This is a genomic window from Streptomyces sp. NPDC046712, assembly GCF_040645695.1.
In the GTDB taxonomy this organism is placed as follows: Bacteria; Actinomycetota; Actinomycetes; order Streptomycetales; family Streptomycetaceae; genus Streptomyces.
This window is the reverse complement of record NZ_JBEYYW010000005.1, coordinates 26968-41980: the sequence shown is the minus strand read 5'-3', so window position 1 is coordinate 41980 and position 15013 is coordinate 26968. Positions and strand designations below refer to the sequence as shown.

The window sequence follows — 15013 nt, the reverse complement described above, 5'->3', positions numbered from 1 at the left end:
ACACTCATTGTCCACGATACGGACGCGTCGGCCGAGTCGCCGATTTCTTTGAATTTCGTTCATCCCGAGTCTGGCGCGCGGCCGTAAGTTACTGGCAAGTTGCGCGCCATGACTGAGGACACCCCACGCTTCGGGATCCCCGAAGCCCTCGCACGTCGCATGTCCATGCCGGAGCAACACGAATATCTGCGCGCCAGGTTGACGCGCCGTCGGATACTCGCCGGGTCGGTGGCCGGCGCCGCCGCGGCCGGGACGGGGCTGCTCGCCGGGAGCCCCGCGGCGGCCGCCACGCCCACCCTGCTCACGGCCCCCGCCACCACCGCCGTCGACGGGAAGCTGGTCGCCCCGTTCGGCCGCCACCTCGCCTTCGGCGCGGACCCGAAGACCGAGATGCGGATCTCCTGGCAGGTGCCCTTCGCCGTCACCCGCCCGTACGTCCGGGTCGGCCCGCATCCCTGGGAGCTCGGGACGCGGATCGAGGCCGAGGTGCGCGCGCTGCACACGCCCTCCCTCTCCCGGAAGCTGCCGGCGGTCGACCAGTACTACCTGCACGTCGGCCTGGACGGGCTGCGGCCCGGCACGACGTACTACTACGGCGTCGGCCACGACGGCTTCGACCCGGCCTCCCCGGAGCGGATGGGGACCGTCGGCTCCTTCCGTACGGCTCCGGCGGCCCCCGAGTCCTTCGTCTTCACGGCCTTCGGCGACCAGGGCGTCAGCTACCACGCGCTCGCCAACGACCAGCTGATCCTCGGCCAGAACCCGGCCTTCCATCTGCACGCCGGCGACATCTGCTACGCGGACTCCACCGGGCAGGGCAAGGAGTCGGACACGTACGACGCCCGCGTCTGGGACCAGTTCCTCGCCCAGACGGAGAGCGTGGCGGCACGCGTCCCGTGGATGGTGACGACCGGCAACCACGACATGGAGGCCTGGTACTCGCCGAACGGCTACGGCGGCCAGTCGGCCCGCTGGGCGCTCCCCGAGAACGGCCCGGACCCCGCGCTCGCGCCCGGGGTGTACTCCTTCACGTACGGCAATGTCGGTGTCGTCGCGCTCGACGCCAACGACGTCTCGTACGAGATCCCGGCCAACAAGGGCTATACGGAGGGTCGCCAGACGGCCTGGCTCGACCGGCGGCTCGGCGAGCTGCGTGCCCGGCCGGAGATCGACTTCGTGGTGGTCTTCTTCCACCACTGCATGTACTCGACGTCGACGCACGCCTCGGACGGCGGGGTGCGCGACGCGTGGCTGCCCCTGTTCACCAAGCACCAGGTGGATCTGGTGATCAACGGGCACAACCACGTCTACGAGCGCACGGACGCCGTCAAGGGCGGCGAGGTGGGCAGGCCGGTGCCGATCGGCGGCACGACCGACCCGACGCGCGACGGCATCGTGTACGTCACGGCCGGCGGCGCGGGCAAGGAGCTGTACGGCTTCGGGCTCGGCGTCCGGGACAGCTACGAGGGGCATGTCCACGACCACGAGCACATCGTGACGTACCACTGGACGAAGCTACGGCTGCCGGACCCCGACACGGTGGAGTGGTCGCGGGTCCGCTACACCGGCTTCTCGTTCCTGGCGGTGGAGGCGGTGGCGGGGGCGTCGCCCGTGCTGAAGGTCTCCGCGCTCGCCGAGAGCGGCGAGCGCATCGACCACTTCGAGGTCAGGCGGACGGCCTGAGCCAGGCCCCGGGACCTGGGCGCCTGAGCGTCTAGTGGCCCGTGGAGCCGCCGTTGTCACGGCGGTCGAGGGCTCGCTGGAGGGCGGCGGCGGCGTTCTTGCGGGCGTCGTCGCTGCTGGGGCGAGTGGCGGAGTGGCGGACGCGACGTGCGGTCTGAGCGGCCATGAGGGATCGACTCCTTGAGATCAGCGTGATCGAAGGCGCCGGAGGGGGCGGGGAGCGCCGCCGCAGGGGTTGCCTGCACAAGGGCGTCGCGCTCTCGACCGCCCTTCGCTTGATGAAGCGGGACGTTCGGCTTCTACAAAGCTAGGACAGGCAGCCGCATCTGTCTCCACAATTACTCGGACTTCCTACTATCTGAGACGGCGATCGGCTCACACCGGCTGCCGGGCGGCCCGCAGCTCGCGGATCAGTGCGCGCACGGCGAGGGATCCGGCCAGCTCAGGGGTGGTGACATAGCCGACGGACCGGGTCGGGCGGTCCGGACCGAGATCGGTGATCTGCACCGAGGGCGGTGCTCCGACCAGGGAGAGTTCCGGCATCACGGCCATGCCGAAACCACTGCTCACCATCGAGAGCACTGCTCCGTCGTCCTCGGCCTCGACGGTCGCGGCCGGCAGCCAGTCCTGCGCCGCCCACCACTCCCGGGTGTAAGAGGTGCAGTTCTCCGTCCAGTCCACGAGCGGCAGCGAGCGCGGCGCCGCGTGCCCCGCCGGGTGCACCAGGGAGTACCCCTCCTCTACCAGCACGCCCCCGACGAGCTGCGGCGGTACGGGCGAGGTCGTCCCGATCGTCGCGATCCCGAGGTCGGCCCGCCCGTCCAGGACCTCGCCGGCGGTCCCGCGCCCCACCTCCCGTACGATCCGCACCTCCGGGGTGATCTCCGGATGACGGGCCGTCAGCCGTTCCAGGGCGCGCGGCAGCAGATGCAGGGCGGCGCTGCGGAAGGCCGCGATCCGCAGCGGCCCGGCGGCGACCGTGCCCGTCTCGGCGCCCCGCACCTCCGCTCCCATCACCTCGAGGAGCCGCAGCACGCGCCGCGCATGGCCGAGGGCCCGCTCCCCGGCGGCGGTGGGGGTGGCCCCGGTCCGCCCCCGGTCGAAAAGGACCGCACCCAGCTTGCGTTCGCTGGTCCGTACGGAGTGGGAGACGGCGGACTGCGTCATACCGAGCGCCACGGCCGCGGCGGAGAAGCCGCGCTCGCTCCCGACGGCGAGAAGGACGCGCAGTTCGTGCGGCGCAAGGTCGGTCATGGCAGCTCTCACCTCGGACTATGAGCGAGTTCGATGGATCGGCGCGATCCATCGAAGCAACCTACTGCCCGCCTCGCGGATTCCTTCCTACGGTCTCCCCCATGACGCACGACACCCTGACCCACGGCACGACGACCCGCGGCGCGATGGCCAACAGCCCCATGACCCACGGCCCGACGGCCCGCGGCACGATGATCACCGTTCAGCAGACGGCCCGCCCCGACGGCTTCCCCACCCCCGCCCACTTCGCCTTCGTCGAGTCCCCCGTCCCGGACCCGGCGCCCGGCACCGCGCTTGTCGAGAACCTCCTCTGGTCCGTGGACCCGTACCACCGCGAGGCGATGGACGGGGAGTTCCTGTGGACCCTGCACTCCCCCATGGAGGGCCGCACCCTGGGCCGGGTCGCGGAATCCCGGACCCCCGAGCTCTCCCCCGGCGACCTCGTCCAGCACCGCAAGGGCTGGCGCACGCACGCCGTCGTCCGGCCGGACGAGGTGCGCCCCGTCCCGGACTTCGACGGCGTTCCCCTCACCGCGCATCTGAGCGTGCTCGGCGGTACGGGCCTGTCGGCGTACGTCGGGCTGACCCGCATCGTGCGGCTGCAGCCGGGTGAGGACCTGTTCGTCTCGGCCGCGGCGGGCGGGGTCGGCACGGCGGCCGGCCGCTTCGCCCGGCTGCTGGGCGCCGGGCGGCTCGTCGGCAGCGCGGGCTCGGCACGGAAGGTCGCGTACCTCACCGAACAGGTCGGCTTCGACGCGGCCTTCGACTACCACGACGGGCCGGTCTCCGAGCTGCTCGCGGAGGCGGCACCGGACGGCCTGGACGCCGTCCTCGACGGGGTGGGCGGGGATCATCTGGAGGCGTCGATCGCCTCGCTGCGCGAGTACGGCCGGATCGCCTGGGTCGGCGCCGTCGCGCAGTACCACTCGCTCTCCACTCCCCCGCCCGCCCCGCGCAACCTGTTCGAATTGGTGGAGAAGAGCATCCGGCTCGAAGGGTTCCTGGTCCGCAACCACCTGGACGCGCAGGCGGAGTTGTATGAGTTCGCCGTACCGCATCTGCGCAGCGGGCGCCTGCCGCTGGACGTGACGGTCGTCGACGGCTTCGAGCACATCGTGGACGCCTTCCTCGGGATGCTGCGCGGGGAGAACATCGGGAAGATGCTGGTGGCCCGATCCAGCTAGCCACTCTAGCTAGGTTGCATTCCTATCTAGCTGGTGCTGGAATACAGGCATGGCCGCAGACCGCAGATCAAGTTGGCTCAAGGGCGTCCTCGACCTCCTCGTCCTCTCCTGCCTCACGGAGGGCGAGGGCTACGGGTACGAGATCTCCAAGGCGCTCGCCGAGGCGGGGCTCGGAGAGATCAAGGGCGGGACCCTCTATCCCGTACTGAACCGGCTGGAGGAAGCCGGTCTGGTGGAGGCCGAGTTCCGGGCCGCCGAGCGCGGGCCGGGGCGCCGCTACTACCAGCTGACCGAGCAGGGCCGGAGCCACCTGGCCACCGAGAGCGGGGCGTGGCTGACCTTCCACACCGCCGTACAGACCATGCTGAAGACCGGGGGACACCGATGAGCACCCAGCACACCGAGCCGAGCGCCTACTTCGACGAACTCTCCGCCGCGCTGCGCGGCGCCGGTGTCCCGGCGGAGCAGATGGCCTCCACCGTCGCCGAACTGCGCGGGCACCTCGCCGAGACGGGCTCGTCGCCGGAGGAGGAGTTCGGCCCGGCCGCGGACTTCGCGGCGCGACTGGGGGGTACGGCGCCGGTGGCGGCGGAACCCGCCGAAAAGGCCGAGACCTGGCTGTGGACGGCCGACATCTACAACGACCGGCGGCTGCTCGCCCTCCACGGCGACCAGGGCTGGGAGGTCGAAGGGCTCGACACGCTCGGCCGGTTCAAGTGCCGACGGGTGCCCGGCGCCGCCCTGCGCTGGGAGTACCGCCGCGAGCTCATCAGCGGGAAGCGGCGCGCCGAGGTGCTCGACCGGCTGACGCCGGAGGGCTGGGAGATGTGCGGGGAGTGGACGGTCTTCGCGTACTTCAAGCGCCCGAAGGCGGCGAGCGAGGGCCCGGCCGCGGCTCTCGACACGCTGCCCGCGCGGCCCGGCCGGTGGCTCTTCCTCAGCCGCAAGGGCAAGCTGCTGGTGGCGGTCTGGCTGCTGATGGTCATCGGCGCGGTCTCGGTGTCCCTCGTCGACGTCTTCGACATGCCGCCCTACACGGTGGTCTTCGTCTCGCTGTTCGGCCTGGTGGGCGCGTTGATCGGCCTGAAGCGGGACGCGATCAAGGGCTGCCAGGGCTGAGACCGGCCCGTCACGGGGTCAGAGCACGTCGCCGTCGCGCCAGTCGAAGAGAAGCGCGGCGGCGGGGTCCGGCAGCGGCCGCCCGCCCGCGGGCCGGAGATATGTGGACCCCTCCTCGTCGGGCAGGCGGACGATCCCCTCGGGGCCGAGCACCTCGATCCGCCCCTTCCACGGCTCCCAGCCGCGCGCCAGATAGAGCGCGGCGCCCTCGTCCGAGGCGGACAGCGCCCCGAAGGCGTACGCGCCGTCGATCACCCGCTCCAGCTCGGCCATGACGAACCCCGCGAGCCCCTGGCGCCTCCGGTCGGCGCGGACGCCGACGGCTTCGACGTAACCGACGCGGTGTGAACGGCCGTTGTGGAGGACGCGTCGCATGACGACGCTGCCGTGGGCGGCGATGCCGCGCTCGTCCTCGATCCAGGCATGGATGCCGCCGAGGGCGTGGTCCCAGTCCTCGTCGGCGAAGTCGCCGTCGAAGACGGTGTCGAGCATCTGCCGTACGGCGTGCAGACGTTCGGCCCCGATTTCATGGGTGGCTGCGGTCGTCACGGTCATACCTCCAGTCTCCCCCAACTCGAACATAACCACCAATCAATTATTGACAGGTTAGAGCAGAAGCTGCTTCACTCCCCTCCATCACCACTTAAATCGCTTTGAGGGGTTAGACATGTCTCGTGTGCAGCAGGTCCACCACCGCACCACCACCGTCCGCGGACACGAGATCTTCTACCGCGAGGCCGGCCCCGCCGACGCCCCCGTCCTGCTTCTGCTGCACGGCTTCCCCACCAGCTCGCACATGTTCCGCGACCTGATCCCGCTCCTCGCCGACGGCTACCGGCTGATCGCCCCCGACCACCTGGGCTTCGGACGCAGCGCCGCCCCCTCGTCCGCGGAGTTCGACTACACCTTCGCCGAACTGGCCGCGCTCACCGTCGAGTTCACCGAGGCCCTGGGCCTCGACCGCTTCGCGCTCTACATCCAGGACTACGGCGCCCCCATCGGCCTCCGCCTGGCCCTCGCCCACCCCGAGCGCGTGACGGCGATCGTCACCCAGAACGGCAACGCCTACGAGGAGGGCCTCGGCACCGACGCCTGGGCCCCGGTCCTCGCGCTGATCGCCGACCGCACCCCCGAGACCGAGGAACCCGTCCGCGCGATCCGCTCCCTCGACGGCATCAAGTGGCAGTACGAGACGGGCGTCCCGCCCGAGTCCCGCGACCTCCTCAGCCCGGACGCCTGGCACCACGACGCCGCCCTGATGTCCCGTGAGGGCCAGGACGGCATCCAGCTCGACCTGATCGCCGACTACGGCTCCAACTTCGCGCTCTACCCCGCCTTCCACGCATACTTCCGCGCCACTCAGGTCCCCCTCCTCGCGGTCTGGGGCAAGGGCGACGAGGTCTTCGTCCCGGCGGGCGCCGAATCCTTCCGCCGCGACCTGCCCGACGCGGAGATCCACCTCCTCCCGACGGGCCACTTCGCCCTGGAGACCCACGCGCCGGCGATCGCCGAGCTGATCGGCGAATTCCTCGAACGGACTGTCGAAGACGCTGTGTAGGGTGAAATGGATTGGCGCCAATCTCAACGGGGGTGGATATGGCGTTCGACGACGAGTGGTCGCAGATCAAGACCGAGACGACCACCATGCGGCTCAACCAGCTCGACGGGGGCGGAGGCGGAGGCGGGGGAACGTCGCAGCCGGACCTGAAGACCGCCCCGGCCGAGAAGAAGGCGGCGGCCAAGGCCATCCACGAGATCCTCGAACCGGACACGACGAGCGCGGGGGATCACGCCGACGCGTCGACCACGGCCGCGAAGACGGAGTTCGCGGGCTGGCAGACGGCCTCCGCACTGAAGACCGTCGAGGAGACCTGGGCCGGCCAGGTGAAGATGCTGCTCGGACGCCTCGGCGGCGAGAAGGCCGCGCTCGGCGGATCCGGACTCTCCTTCCAGGCCCAGGAGTTGAGAACCCGCGACGGTTTCCAGCCGCTGGCGCCGGGCCCGAAGGAGCAGTGAGGCGGCTGTGCTCACGTATCACGAGGTCATGACGACCGATTTCGGCAAGCTCGCCACCGCGGCCACGGCGTGGGACGGAATGGCGGACAAGTTCGAGACGCTGGAGACGACGTACGAGAAGAAGGTCCAGTCGACCACCACGAGCGGCATCTGGCTGGGCCAGGCCCAGCAGGTGGCCGGACCGAACTTCGCCGTCACGCGCAACGAGTACAACAGCGCGCAGATCCAGGCGCGGACGGTCGCCATGCTGCTGCGCGAGGCGAGCACGCTCTTCACCGAACTGAAGGGCAAGGTGAAGGCGGCGGTAGACGAGGCGGTGGCGGCCGGGATGAAGGTCAGCGAGGGCGGGATCGCCTCGTTCGACTTCTCCAAGGTCGACACCCAGGACGCACGTGCCATCCGGCACGATCCGGATCTCCCGGAGGTGGAGCGTTCCTGGACGCGGAAGATCCAGCAGGCCGTGGACGCGTTCGACGAGGCCGACAACGGGGTGAAGCTCGCCCTGATCGACGCGGTGACGGACACCGACTTCCGGGACGGCACGTTCGGCGGCTTCAACGGCAGCCGCCCGTACGCCTCCCTCAAGGAGGCGGCTGCCGCGGAGAACATGCCCAAGGACCGGGCGAAGGTCGCCGAGTGGTGGAGCAAGCTCGACCCGGTGACGCGGGGGATCCTGCTGGAGGAGCGGGGCGAGGAGCTGAAGAAGGCGGGGGTTCTGGACGCCTTCAAGTACAAGTGGCAGAGGCCGGACGTGGGTGCCGGACCGTTCGGGGTGGAGGAACCGACGGCGCGCGACTACTGGATCCTCTCCCAGGCCAAGATGGTCCAAGGTGGCGGTGACGCCTACGGGCACAGCATGGCGAGCCGCAACATGGCCCACTATCTCGGAGCGACAGGAGAACCGCTGATCCTGGATGTGGACCGGCTCCTCCAGGACGAGCCGCAGTTCAAGACCTCCATCGAGGGCAAACACATCGGCGCCAACCAGGCGGCCTGGCGGCAACAAGCCCTGGACGCCTACGAGAAGTCCGGAGGGAAGCCGGTGGCCATCCCGGTGGAGAGCAAGGCTGTCGGCCAGGAATTCCTGCACGAATCCGACTGGTACTACGCGGTGAACGGGCACCAGCAGAACGTCTCCGGATTGGTCACCGTGACCCCCGGCGCGGACGGCAAGCCCAAGGTTTCCCTCGACTACCAGGTCAACATCTGGGACCGGTACAACTGGGACGAAGGGAAGTCGGTCGACATCGGCCCCATACACATCCCCGACACTGACATGCAGCGGCTGCACACCACCGGACTGGCCCAGGAGTACGACATGCGTGGCTCCAGTTCGGTACGCCACCAGGATCTGACTGACGGGCCCGGCCCGGGGTCGGTGCCTGAGGTCGACCCGGGTCGGGACCACACGCGCAAGGACCCGGAGCGGGGCCGGGAGGAGAATCGATGAGCGCGTCACGTCTGGGACGGAGCGTGGCTGCAGCTGCCCTCGTCGGGCTGCTCGCCGCCTGTTCGACCGGACCGGACGACCGGTCCGGAGGGAGTCGTTCGGAGGAGTGGGACAAGAAGGCCGGAGCGCCCGAGGCGGCGGCGTTCATGAAGGTCGACGTCCCCGCCGACGCCACCGAGGTCAAGGGTGCTCGACGGTGGAGCTTCCAGAACACCTCGTACCTGCTGGCGTTCGCCACAACCCCTGAGGCGGCCGAGGACATCGGGAAGCAGTTCGAAGGGCAGGGGCCGCTGGAGGAGAGAGCTCCTCTCGCCACACCAATCCCTCCCGGCACACCCTTCGCCCACCTCGGGCTCCCCGAGCCGGACACCGTGCAGGGTGTCCGGTGGGCCGGTGTCTGCCCGCCCTGCGTCAAGGACAAGCAGCGCAAGCACATCCAGTGGATCGAGGTCTACCTTGAAAAGCTGGACGCCGACCGCACCCGGGTCTACCTGCGCGCCTGGTAGACCCCCCGCACATGAGAACCGCCCCCGTCCTGGTTTGGGGGTCCAGGAGGGGGGCGGTGTCGGGGGGCCTCGGGGAGGCCGGGGGCGTCAGCCCATGTGGGGGTAGCCGTACTCGGTCGGCGGGACCAGCGTCTCCTTGATGGCGCGGGTCAGCGTCCAGCGCATCAGGTTCTGCGGCGCGCCGGCCTTGTCGTTCGTGCCGGACGCGCGGCCGCCGCCGAAGGGCTGCTGGCCGACGACGGCGCCGGTCGACTTGTCGTTGATGTAGAAGTTGCCCGCGGCGTAGCGGAGCTTCTCCATCGTGTACGCCGTGGCGGCGCGGTCGCCCGAGATGACCGAGCCGGTCAGCGCGTAGTCCGAGACCGACTCCATCTGGGTCAGCATCTCGTCGTACTTGTCGTCCTCGTAGACGTGGATCGCGAGGATCGGGCCGAAGTACTCGGTCGTGAAGACCTCGTTCGCCGGGTCGGAGCACTCGATGACGGTCGGACGGACGAAGTAGCCCTCCGAGTCGTCGTAGGTGCCACCGGCCACGATCGTGCAGGTCTCGTCGGCCTTCGCGCGGTCGATCGCGGCCTTGTTCTTGGCGAACGAACGCTCGTCGATCACGGCGCCGATGAAGTTCGTCAGGTCGGTGACGTCACCCATCTTGATGCCGTCGACCTCGGCCGCGAACTCCTCCTTGAAGCCCGAGTTCCAGATGGAGGCCGGGACGTACGCACGCGAGGACGCGGAGCACTTCTGGCCCTGGAACTCGAAGGAGCCGCGGGTCAGGGCGGTCTTCAGGACGGCGCGGTCGGCGCTCGGGTGGGCGACGACGAAGTCCTTGCCGCCGGTCTCACCGACGATCCGCGGGTAGGAGCGGTACTTCTCGATGTTGGTGCCGACCGTCTTCCACAGGTGCTGGAAGGTCTTGGTCGAGCCGGTGAAGTGGATACCGGCGAGGTCCGGGTGGTTCAGGGCCACCTCGGAGACGGCGATGCCGTCGCCCGTCACCAGGTTGATGACGCCCTTGGGCAGACCGGCCTCCTCCAGGAGCTCCATGAGGAGCACGGCGGAGTGGGTCTGGGTCGGGGACGGCTTCCAGATCACCACGTTGCCCATGAGGGCGGGGGCGGTGGGCAGGTTGCCCGCGATGGCCGTGAAGTTGAACGGCGTGATCGCGTAGACGAAGCCCTCCAGCGGGCGGTGGTCCAGTCGGTTCCACACGCCCGGGGAGTTCGCCGGCGGCTGCTCGGCCAGGATCTGGCGGGCGTAGGCCACGTTGAAGCGCCAGAAGTCGACGAGCTCGCACGGGGTGTCGATCTCGGCCTGCTGGGCGGTCTTGGACTGGCCGAGCATGGTGGAGGCGGCCAGCGTCTCGCGCCACGGGCCGGCCAGCAGCTCGGCGGCGCGCAGGATGATCGCGGCGCGGTCGTCGAAGGACATCGCGCGCCAGGCCGGGGCGGCGGCCAGGGCGGCGTCGATGGCGTCCTGGGCGTCCTGCTGGGTGGCGCCGGCGAAGGTACCGATGACGGCCTTGTGGTTGTGCGGCTGCACGACGTCGACGCGCTCGCCACCGCCCATGCGCTTCACGCCACCGATGGTCATCGGCAGGTCGCGCGGGTTGTCGGCCAGCTCCTTGAGCGCGGCCTCGAGGCGGGCGCGCTCGGGGGAACCGGGGGCGTAGCTGTGCACCGGCTCGTTGACCGGAGCGGGGACCTGGGTCACAGCGTCCATGAGTCTCGTAACTCCTTTTGAGGGGTGGGCTCAGCCCTTGGTGAGGATGGAGCGGGCGAAGAAGAGCAGGTTGGCCGGCTTCTCCGCGAGGCGGCGCATGAAGTAGCCGTACCAGTCGGTGCCGTAGGCCGTGTAGACGCGCATCCGGTGGCCCTCGGCGGCGAGACGGTTCTGCTCCTCGCTGCGGATGCCGTACAGCATCTGGAACTCGTACTCGTCCAGCTTGCGCCCCGCACGGCGGGCGAGCTCCTGGCCGATGGAGATGAGGCGCGGGTCGTGGGAGCCGATCATCGGGTAACCCTCGCCCTCCATCAGGACCTTCATGATCCGGACGTAGGCCTTGTCGATCTCGGGCTTGTCCTGGATGGCGACGGAGGCGGGCTCCTTGTAGGCCCCCTTCACGATCCGGACGCGGGAGCCGTTCGCGGCGAGACGGCGGGCGTCCTCCTCGGTACGGAAGAGGTACGCCTGGATGACGCAGCCGGTCTGCGGGAAGTCCTTCCGCAGCTCCTCGTGGATGGCGAACATCGAGTCGAGGGTGGTGTGGTCCTCGGCGTCCAGGGTGACCGTGGTGCCGATCTCGGCGGCGGCCTCGACGACCGGGCGGACGTTGGCGAGAGCGAGCTCGTGGCCGCCTTCCAGCGCCTGGCCGAACATCGACAGCTTGACGGACATCTCGGCGCGGGCGCCCAGGCCCAGCTCCTTGAGGCGGCCGATCAGCTCCAGGTAGGCGTCGCGGGCGGCGTAGGACTGCTCGACGGTGGTGATGTCCTCACCGACGACGTCGAGGGTGACCTCAAGGCCGCGGCCGGTGATGTCCTCGACGATCGGGATGACGTGCTCGACCGTCTCGCCGGCGATGAACCGGTCGACGACCTGCTTGGTCCCGGGGGCGGCCGACACGAAACGGCGCATCTTGTCGCTGCGCGACGCGGCGAGGATCACGGGACCCAGCACGGGGCACCTCCAGAGGGGCAGGGTGACGAAGGGTGCCGTACCCGATCTTTCGTAAGGAATCGGGAACAGCACGGAGAACCACCGTGAAACCTAAGGATCGCTCCGATCCTCTGCCATCGACAGCTGTCACGCATCCGTGGGCGGCATCTCAGACATATGTATGAGGGGGGTGCGAGAATGGCGCCGTGAAGGGCGATTACCAAGAACTGGTGGACGAGATCTCCGCTCTGCTGGGAGCGCCGGCGACACTCGAGAACCGCGATTTCGGGCTGATCGCCTTCGGGGCCCACGACAGCGACGACGACGCCTCGATGGACCCGGTCCGCACCCGCTCGATCCTGACGAGGAAGTCGACGCCGGCCGTCCGCGCCTGGTTCGAGGGCTTCGGCATCACCCGGGCCACGGGCCCGGTCCGCATCCCGGCCGCGCCGGACGCCGGGGTGTTCCGGGACCGGATCTGTCTCCCCGTACGCCACCGCGGCGTCGTCCTCGGCTACGTCTGGCTGCTCGACGCCGAGCCCGGCCCCCCGCCCGACCGGCTGACCGCGGCGATGGAGGTCGCGGCCCGGATCGGCGACCTGCTCGCGGACGAGGAGCGGGCGGGCGCGGACCTCTCCCGGGAGCTGCGGGCGGCCCTGACGGCCGAGCGCGGCTGGCAGTACGACATGGCCCTCGCGGCCCTGCGCACGGCACTGGGGCCGGACGCGGAGGGGCTGCACGCCGTGGCGTGCGTGGCGCCCTGGCCTGACGAGGACAGCCCCTCGGCCCGCGCGGTGCCGGCCGCGGCGGCGCTCTGCACGGTGCCGTGGCAGGCGCCCACCCCTGCCCCCGCCATGACGCCCGAGACCGCTGCGGCCGAGGGCTCGCGGGCGCTCGCGGTGCTGGTGCGTCTGCGGGCCGCGGACAATCTCGCGCCCGCCGCGGCGGCGGCCGGGCGGCTGCGGGATTCCGCGGGCTCGGGGGTCACCGCGGGCCTGGGAGCCGCAGCGGGCCCAGGGGCCGTCGGGGACGCGGGCGCGGTCGCGGGCATCGCCCTTCCGCGCCGGGGCCTCGCCGATCTGGACACCGCCTGGCGTGAGGCCGCGGCGGCCGCGCGGGCCGCGGCCGCCCAGCCCGGACTCGGCCCGCTCGCCGAGTGGTCGGCCATCGGCCCGTACCGTCTGCTCACCGCCCTACCCCGGACCGCCCCGGACCCGGCGGTCCGCGCCCTGCTCTCCCCCACCCACACCGAACTGGCCCGCACCGCCGAGGTGTTCCTCGACAACGCGGGCCAGGCGGGCCGCACGGCGGCGGCCCTGGGCATCCACCGCCAGACGCTCTACTACCGCCTCTCCCGCGTGGAACAGCTGACGGGGCTCGACCTGGACGCGGGCGAGGACAGGCTGCTGCTGCACATGGCGCTCAAGGCGGCGAAGTTGTAGTCAGCCTGGCGGTTGTCCTCGCCCCCGGGGATTTCTCGGGGTTCCGGGGGGATGTTCTCGGGGTCGTCCCCGATACCCCCGGGCACCTGGCGGCCGTACCGTCGTAGGTAGTTGGGGGGAGGCCCATGAAGGCAATCGTTCAGGACCGGTACGGCTCGGCCGAGGTGCTGGAGTTCAAGGACATCGAGACGCCGGTGCCCAAGGACCGCGAGGTGCTCGTACGGGTCCACGCGGCGTCGGTCAACGCGCGCGACTGGCATCTGATGCGTGGCGACCCGTATCTGGCCCGACTGGTGCTCGGAGTGCGCAGACCGAAGGCGAAGATCCTGGGTACGGACTTCGCCGGCCGGGTGGAGGCGGTGGGCCCGGGGGTGACGCGGCTGCGCCCCGGTGACGAGGTGTTCGGCGAAGCCGAAGGGGCGTTCGCGGAGTACATGTGCGCCTCCGAGGACGTCGTGGAGCGAAGACCGGCCAACCTGACGTTCGAGCAGGCGGCGGCCGTACCGCTGGCGGGCACCACCGCCCTCATGGGGCTGCGCGATCTGGGACGCGTGCAACAGGGTCAGAAGGTGCTGATCAACGGTGCGTCAGGAGGCGTGGGGACCTTCGCCGTCCAGATCGCGAAGGCCCTCGGCGCGGACGTCACCGGTGTCTGCAGCACGCGGAACGTGGACCTGGTCCGCTCCCTCGGCGCTGAGCGTGTCGTCGACTACACCCAGGAGGACTTCACCACCGGCCCGGAGCGCTACGACCTCGTGTTCGACCTGGTGGGCAACCGTTCGCTGGCCGAGTACCGTCGCGCCCTGTCCCCCACCGGGACGCTCGTCCTGTCCGGCGGCGGCGTCTTCGAAGGGGGCAGCCTGGTCGGGCCGATGGGGCTTCTCCTCAAGGGGCAGGTGCTGTCCCCCTTCGTGCGCCACCGGCTGCTCGTGCTCTCGGCCTCCCCCGGCGCGGAGAAGCTCGCGGCCCTGCGCGACCTCGCCGAGAGCGGAAGCATCACACCGGTGATCGACCGTACCTATCCGTTGAGCGAGGTGGCCGAGGCCATCCGCTACGTGGAGATCGAGCACGCGCGCGCGAAGGTCGTCGTCAGTTCCCCTCCCCCATCAGGACCTTGAGCCCCTCGGTCAGGTCGTCGGCCGTCGGGGCCGTCTCCGGGTCCACCATCCACTGGATCATGACGCCCGTCGCGAGCGCCTGGCAGAGCAGCCCGGCCACCCGCGCCTTCTCCGGGTCCGCCTCCGGGTCGAGGCCGAGGAACACCTCGGCCATGCCCAGTCGGCCCTCGCGCTGGGGTTCCTTGATGACCTCGCGGAGTTTCTCGTCGTCGTCGAGGCGAGTGACGACCTCCATCTGGAGCTTCCAGACCGGCCGGCTGGCTTCCGCGGCCGCGATGACCTGTTCCCAGACGGCGTGGAAGCGCTTGTACGCGTCGGCCGGCAGCTCCTTTCTGTCCTCACCGCTGCCCGCCGGACCGACCTCGTTGCCCCACTCCTCCGTGAGCGCGAGGAACGCCTGCTGGAGCAGGGCCTCCTTGGAGCCGTAGTGGTAGCCGATGGAGGCCAGGTTGGTGCCCGAGGCGGCGACGATGTCGCGAGCCGTCGTGCGGGCGTAGCCCTTCTCCAGGAGGCAGCGCTTGGCGCCTTCGAGCAGATCTTCGCGATGTCCCATGACAGCACTGTACCCGGCCGCTAGACAATCGTG

16 protein-coding genes are annotated in these 15013 nt (G+C 70.3%); 10 read left to right on the top strand and 6 right to left on the bottom strand.

Annotation, left to right across the window (positions count from 1 at the left end; translation table 11 throughout):
- Positions 1 to 108: 108 nt before the first annotated feature.
- The gene (locus ABZ939_RS08665; protein WP_361850793.1) at positions 109 to 1683 is read left to right on the top strand and encodes a metallophosphoesterase family protein; all 1575 of its coding nucleotides are present in this window, start codon (positions 109 to 111) and stop codon (positions 1681 to 1683) included.
- A gap of 31 nt (positions 1684 to 1714) precedes the next feature.
- On the opposite strand, the gene ABZ939_RS08660 is transcribed toward ABZ939_RS08665, so the two are convergent.
- Together ABZ939_RS08660 and ABZ939_RS08655 are read right to left on the bottom strand one after the other, a co-directional pair.
- Positions 1715 to 1849 (bottom strand): hypothetical protein, encoded by a 135-nt coding sequence (locus ABZ939_RS08660; protein ID WP_284440302.1) that lies wholly within the window; start codon positions 1847 to 1849, stop codon positions 1715 to 1717.
- 209 nt (positions 1850 to 2058) lie between these two features.
- The gene (locus tag ABZ939_RS08655; protein WP_361850791.1) at positions 2059 to 2937 is read right to left on the bottom strand and encodes a LysR family transcriptional regulator; all 879 of its coding nucleotides are present in this window, start codon (positions 2935 to 2937) and stop codon (positions 2059 to 2061) included.
- Between the two features lie 161 nt (positions 2938 to 3098).
- Here ABZ939_RS08655 and ABZ939_RS08650 point away from each other — a divergent pair, with 161 nt between their 5' ends.
- Genes ABZ939_RS08650 through ABZ939_RS08640 form a run of 3 tightly spaced genes read left to right on the top strand, consistent with a single transcriptional unit; the run spans position 3099 to position 5240 of the window.
- Entirely contained in the window at positions 3099 to 4121 is a 1023-nt protein-coding gene (locus ABZ939_RS08650) for an NADP-dependent oxidoreductase (protein WP_361851293.1), read from the top strand.
- 49 nt (positions 4122 to 4170) lie between these two features.
- The gene (locus tag ABZ939_RS08645; protein ID WP_361850789.1) at positions 4171 to 4509 is read left to right on the top strand and encodes a PadR family transcriptional regulator; all 339 of its coding nucleotides are present in this window, start codon (positions 4171 to 4173) and stop codon (positions 4507 to 4509) included.
- Entirely contained in the window at positions 4506 to 5240 is a 735-nt protein-coding gene (locus tag ABZ939_RS08640) for a hypothetical protein (protein ID WP_361850787.1), read from the top strand. Before ABZ939_RS08645 ends, ABZ939_RS08640 begins: the two co-directional genes overlap by 4 nt.
- Before the next feature lie 18 nt (positions 5241 to 5258).
- On the opposite strand, the gene ABZ939_RS08635 is transcribed toward ABZ939_RS08640, so the two are convergent.
- The gene (locus ABZ939_RS08635) at positions 5259 to 5795 is read right to left on the bottom strand and encodes a GNAT family N-acetyltransferase (protein WP_361850785.1); all 537 of its coding nucleotides are present in this window, start codon (positions 5793 to 5795) and stop codon (positions 5259 to 5261) included.
- A 112-nt stretch (positions 5796 to 5907) separates the two neighbouring features.
- Here ABZ939_RS08635 and ABZ939_RS08630 point away from each other — a divergent pair, with 112 nt between their 5' ends.
- Genes ABZ939_RS08630 through ABZ939_RS08615 form a run of 4 tightly spaced genes read left to right on the top strand, consistent with a single transcriptional unit; the run spans position 5908 to position 9212 of the window.
- Positions 5908 to 6798 (top strand): alpha/beta hydrolase, encoded by an 891-nt coding sequence (locus tag ABZ939_RS08630; protein WP_361850783.1) that lies wholly within the window; start codon positions 5908 to 5910, stop codon positions 6796 to 6798.
- Between the two features lie 38 nt (positions 6799 to 6836).
- Positions 6837 to 7256 (top strand): hypothetical protein, encoded by a 420-nt coding sequence (locus ABZ939_RS08625; RefSeq protein ID WP_361850781.1) that lies wholly within the window; start codon positions 6837 to 6839, stop codon positions 7254 to 7256.
- 28 nt (positions 7257 to 7284) lie between these two features.
- Positions 7285 to 8706 carry a hypothetical protein gene (locus ABZ939_RS08620; RefSeq protein WP_361850779.1) on the top strand — a complete coding sequence of 474 codons (1422 nt, stop codon included), beginning with the start codon at positions 7285 to 7287 and terminating at the stop codon, positions 8704 to 8706.
- A gap of 23 nt (positions 8707 to 8729) precedes the next feature.
- Positions 8730 to 9212, top strand: coding sequence for a hypothetical protein (locus ABZ939_RS08615; protein WP_361850777.1), 483 nt, complete (start codon positions 8730 to 8732; stop codon positions 9210 to 9212).
- Between the two features lie 87 nt (positions 9213 to 9299).
- On the opposite strand, the gene pruA is transcribed toward ABZ939_RS08615, so the two are convergent.
- Both pruA and ABZ939_RS08605 read right to left on the bottom strand, forming a co-directional pair.
- Positions 9300 to 10931: an L-glutamate gamma-semialdehyde dehydrogenase gene (pruA, locus tag ABZ939_RS08610; RefSeq protein ID WP_361850775.1), complete on the bottom strand. Its 1632-nt coding sequence runs from the start codon at positions 10929 to 10931 to the stop codon at positions 9300 to 9302.
- A gap of 30 nt (positions 10932 to 10961) precedes the next feature.
- Positions 10962 to 11888 carry a proline dehydrogenase family protein gene (locus ABZ939_RS08605; RefSeq protein ID WP_361850773.1) on the bottom strand — a complete coding sequence of 309 codons (927 nt, stop codon included), beginning with the start codon at positions 11886 to 11888 and terminating at the stop codon, positions 10962 to 10964.
- 185 nt (positions 11889 to 12073) lie between these two features.
- Between ABZ939_RS08605 and ABZ939_RS08600 the strand changes: the two genes are divergently transcribed.
- Both ABZ939_RS08600 and ABZ939_RS08595 read left to right on the top strand, forming a co-directional pair.
- Entirely contained in the window at positions 12074 to 13309 is a 1236-nt protein-coding gene (locus ABZ939_RS08600; protein ID WP_361850771.1) for a helix-turn-helix domain-containing protein, read from the top strand.
- Positions 13310 to 13434: 125 nt separating this feature from the next.
- Positions 13435 to 14427: an NAD(P)-dependent alcohol dehydrogenase gene (locus ABZ939_RS08595; protein ID WP_361850769.1), complete on the top strand. Its 993-nt coding sequence runs from the start codon at positions 13435 to 13437 to the stop codon at positions 14425 to 14427.
- On the opposite strand, the gene ABZ939_RS08590 is transcribed toward ABZ939_RS08595, so the two are convergent.
- On the bottom strand, positions 14399 to 14980 hold the full coding sequence (locus ABZ939_RS08590; protein ID WP_361850767.1) for a helix-turn-helix domain-containing protein: 582 nt from the start codon (positions 14978 to 14980) through the stop codon (positions 14399 to 14401). The two genes, ABZ939_RS08595 and ABZ939_RS08590, sit on opposite strands and share 29 nt — an antisense overlap.
- Positions 14981 to 15013: the final 33 nt, after the last annotated feature.